This window comes from Micromonospora sp. NPDC003776 (assembly GCF_053605645.1).
Map to the genome: position 1 here is coordinate 1 of NZ_JBSGJR010000642.1, position 3,612 is coordinate 3,612.

Here is a 3,612-nt window from a genome sequence, read left to right on the forward strand (position 1 = left end):
GTGAGGTCGACCAGCACCCCGTCCACCCGGCGGGTGGACGGGTCCGGTCCACCGCCCGGCCGGTAGGTCGCCAGCAGCAGGCCCACCTCGCCGTTCCCGCCACCGTCGTCGTCGCCGTGCGCCAGCGGGCCGTGCACCGCCACGGCGAGGATGTCGGCCGGGAACCGGCGCAGTGCCGCGTCGCTCACCCGCTCGGCGACCCGCCAGCGGGGGTCGTCCAGGTAGCGGTCGGTCTCCAGATCGGTGCCGCCGGCGTCCACGGTCCACCTCCGGTCCGGCGCGAGGGCCGCCCGTCGGCGACCCGGCGCACGCCGACCAGCCTAGCCACGCGGCGCGGCCCCACCCGTCCGCCGCGCCCGGGCCGGTCGGCGCAGCGCGCGCCCACACCGGACGCGCGTGGGCCGGAAGGCTCAGGAGGTGGGGCCGGACCCGTCGGTGGGGACCAGGCGGAACACCCGGATCTCCCGGCCGCCGGCGCGCTCCACGTAGGTGCGGTAGGCCGGCCATTCGTCGACCAGGCGGGCGAAGAGCCGCTCCCGCTCGTCGCCGCTGATCAGTTCGGCGCGGACCGGGATCCGGCGGCCCCGCACGTCGATCTCGGCGGTGGGCTGGGCCAGCAGGTTCAGCGACCAGGACGGCTGGTGCTGCTGCCCCCAGTTCGAGCCGATCACCACGTAGGCGTCGCCGTCCGGCACGTACAGCAGGGGGTTGCTGCGCGGCTTGCCGGAGCGGCGGCCGGTGGTGGTGATGACCAGGGAGGGCACCAGCCCGAACGCGACCACCCGGCCCTTGGTCAGCCGGCCGACCAGCCGGTCGGCCGGGACGAGCAGGCGCAGGGTGGCGGCGAACCACTTCTGGTGACCGAGGCGGCGGGTGAGGCTTCCCAGGGCGGACACCAGCCCAGTTTGCCCGGCCGCGGCCCGGGTGCGACACCCCCGGATCCGCGGGCGCGGCCGAACGCTCAGTCCAGCCGGCGTTCCACCGGCAGCCGGGACCGGGTGAGCAGTCCCGCGCCCAGCATGGCGACCAGCGGCACCACCACCAGGACGGCCACGGTCAGCCCGGGCACCACCAGCGGGTACGGCTCCGGCACCGGCCACGCCTGGGCGTACCGGCGGTTGAGCGAGACCAGGATGATGGCCGCCGAGCCGAGGCCGGCGACCAGCCCGAGCGCCGACCCGAGCACGGCGATCACCCCGGCCTGGCAGATCGACAGCAGGCGGCGTACCCGGGGATCGGCCCCGACCGCGGCGAGCGTGGAGAGGTCGCGGCGGCCCTCGGCGGCGGCGAGCCCGGTGGCCACCCCGGCCGCGCCCAGCGTGATCAGCCCGGCGCCGACGGAGAGCAGCAGCAGCAACGGTCGCTGGTCGGAGCGGTGCTCCTCCTCCACCTGCACGCTCAGCGCGGCCAGCGGCGCCAGTTCGGCGCCGAGCCGCTGCCGCTGGTCGGCGGTGGGCGGCCCGGCGGTGTCGATCACGTAGCCGAGTTGCCCGCCGACCAGCCCGACGGCCGCCGCGGCCGACGGCGAGAGCACGAGCCGGTCGACCGGAAGGCCACCCCGCAGCAGGTACGCCGGGAAGGTGGCGTCGACCGTGGTCGGGGGCCCGCCGTCGCCGCGGCTGACGCTGACCGTCACCTGGCCGTCCACCAGGAGCCGGGCGTCGGTGACCACCACCCCGCCCCGGTGGAGCACCCGGGTCGCGGCGGCGACCTCCGCCGCCGGGGCACCGGTCAACGCGGCCAGCGCCGTGCCGTCGTCGACCGCCGTCGGCTGGTAGAGGCCGTTCGGGTCGCGGAACGGCCGGACGCAGCGCGCGTCGGCCCGGGCGCGGGCCCGTTCGGCCGCGTCGAGCGGGTCACCCGGGCCGTACGGGCACCGCCGGGCGGCCGGCAGCACCGCGCTGGCGAGGCAGAAGTCCCCCTTGGACACCCGCTTCGCGCACTCCGGGATGGCGAGCGGGGCGACGGTCGCGGCCGGCAGCACCGCCCGCACCCGGTCGGCGATCTCCCGGGCCGGCGGCAGCGGGCCGTCGTCCGGGCCACCGCCGCGCATGAGCAGCACGTTGCCCGGGGGCATGCCGGGCTGCCACTCCGCCTGCTGGCGGGCGTCGTCGCCGGCGAGGTAGACGCCGAGAGCCACGCTGCTGGCCACCGCCGCCATCACGGCGGAGATGGCCGGCGCCGCCGAGGACCGGTTGCGGCTGGCGTCGCGGAGCGCGAGCCGGGGTGTCAGCGGCAGCAGCCGCCCGGCCCGAGCGAGCAGCCCGATCAGCGTCGGGGTGGCGAAGACCAGCCCCAGCTCCCCGAGGATCAGCCCGGCCAGCACCACGGTCGGGGAGGTGCGGGTGGCGCCGAGCGCGGCGACGCCGGCCCCGACGGCGGTGAGCAGCACCCCGAGCACCAGCCAGCGTCGGCGGTGCCGGGGTGGCTGGCGGCGGCCGGCCAGGCCGGCCACCACGTCCTGGCGGGCGGCGGTCCACGCCGGGGCCAGCGCGGCCAGCACGCCGGCCAGCACGGCCACCAGGGCGATCGCGACCAGGGCCGCCGGGAAGACCCGGTAGCCGCCGGACCGGGCGGACATCAGGTACTGCTCGACCAGCGGCCGCCCGGCGAACGCCGCGCCGACGCCGAGCAGCAGCCCGAGCGCGGCGCCGCCGGCACCGAGCACCACGCCGTCGGCCAGCACGATCCGGCGCAGGTGCGCGGCGTCCCCGCCGGCCACGGCGACCAGGGCGAGGTCCCGCCGGCGGCGGCGGACGCCCACCGCGAAGGCGGGGCCGACCAGCAGGACCACCTCCAGCAGGCCGAGCCCGCCGACGAGGACGGTGTTGCTCGCCTGCTCGGCGTCGGGCAGGCCCGGTCCGGCGGCGAACTCCTCCCGGCCCGGCAGCGGCACCCGGGCGGTCACCACGATCCCGCGCGCGTTGAGCCGGTCCACCAGGCCGGGGTCCACCGGGCCGGGCAGGTCCACCAGCCAGCTCTCGGTCGGCGGTTCCACCGGCCCGCGGACGGCCTCCGGTCGCAACGCGACCAGTTCCCCGAGGTCGTCCGGGAACTCGACCACCCCGACCACCCGGTAGGTCGTGCCGTCGGCGGTGCGCACCGGCTCGTCGAGCCCGACGCCCAGGCGGCGCTGGGCCCGCGGGCTGACCGCGATCTCGTCGGGAGCGGCCGGCCGCCGTCCGGCGAGCAGCCGGGCGAGGGGCCGGGCGAGCGGGTCGGTGAGGTCGAGGGCGCGCGCGTTGATCGAGCCGACCCGGTCGCCGAACCGCAGCTCGAACGGCGCCCACCAGCGGACCCGGGTGACCCGGCTGCCGGCGGGCAGCAGACCGGTGAGCTGGTCGGCGGTGACCGGCCGGGTACGTGTCACCTGGTCCGCCCCGACCGGCCAGTAGCTGCTGCCCCAGGCGTCCTGGAGCTGCGCGTTCTCCGCCACCCAACGCAGCTCGACGTCGGCCGCGCCCAGCCGGCGGTCCAGCTGTTCCGCCCGGGTCAGGCGCGCCATGTCGTAGCTCGCGGCGAGGGTGTAGTCGCGCCCGGCGACGGAGAACTCGACCTCGCGCGGCCGGGCGGCGGTCGTGGGCTCAGCGGTGAAGTAGTGGTCGCCGGTCA

The 3,612-nt window shown here is 77.9% G+C and carries 2 protein-coding genes and 2 pseudogenes; all 4 read right to left on the reverse strand.

What is annotated here, in order from left to right; translation table 11 throughout:
• A pseudogene (locus ACWEVO_RS32505) lies at positions 1–260 on the reverse strand (nucleotidyltransferase domain-containing protein); the annotation flags it as partial.
• A gap of 150 nt (positions 261–410) precedes the next feature.
• The gene (locus tag ACWEVO_RS32510) at positions 411–896 is read right to left on the reverse strand and encodes a nitroreductase family deazaflavin-dependent oxidoreductase (RefSeq protein WP_452311270.1); all 486 of its coding nucleotides are present in this window, start codon (positions 894–896) and stop codon (positions 411–413) included.
• Between the two features lie 65 nt (positions 897–961).
• A complete protein-coding gene (locus ACWEVO_RS32515) occupies positions 962–3,505 on the reverse strand; it encodes an FtsX-like permease family protein (protein WP_452311271.1) in 2,544 nt (847 codons plus the stop codon).
• 6 nt (positions 3,506–3,511) lie between these two features.
• A pseudogene (locus ACWEVO_RS32520) lies at positions 3,512–3,612 on the reverse strand (MFS transporter); the annotation flags it as partial.